General features: G+C 44.7%; 1 protein-coding gene. It reads left to right on the forward strand.

The features are described 5' to 3' along the window. A partial coding sequence (locus R7Q46_RS29945) for an aminotransferase class V-fold PLP-dependent enzyme (protein WP_318078689.1) occupies positions 1 to 532 on the forward strand: 532 nt, incomplete at both ends.

Genomic DNA, 532 nt, shown 5'->3' on the forward strand with positions numbered 1-532 from the left:
GACTTACATGAACATTGGTACAACAGGCTCAATGCCGAAACATGTTCTTGAAGGCTATGAAGACAACAACAAATTAGTGGCGAAGTTCCCATGGGACATGAAAGGTAAGTTTGGTAAGTTCCCTTACGTTTCAGACATGATCGCAGAGATTGCACCAGGTTTTGGCGCAAATGCTGACGAAATCATCCTAAGCCGCAACACGACTGACGGTCTATGTTCGATCATTAATGGTCTGCATTTCGAGCCGGGAGACGTGATTCTTACTACACACCACGAACACATTGCAGCGACATCTCCGCTGAATGTTGTAAAACACCGCTTTGGTGTAGAAGTCGTGGAAATTCAGTTACCAGTGTTTACAGGTACTGAAGACGTTTCTGAAGAAGACTACATTCAAGCATTCCGTGACGCTATTGAAGCGCACAACAATGTTCGCCTGATTGTGTTCTCTCACATCACATACAAGACCGGTACTGCTCTGCCAGCAAAGGCAATTTGTTCTCTTGCAAAAGAGCACCAAATTCCAACGTTA

Source organism: Vibrio sp. 811 (assembly GCF_033339195.1).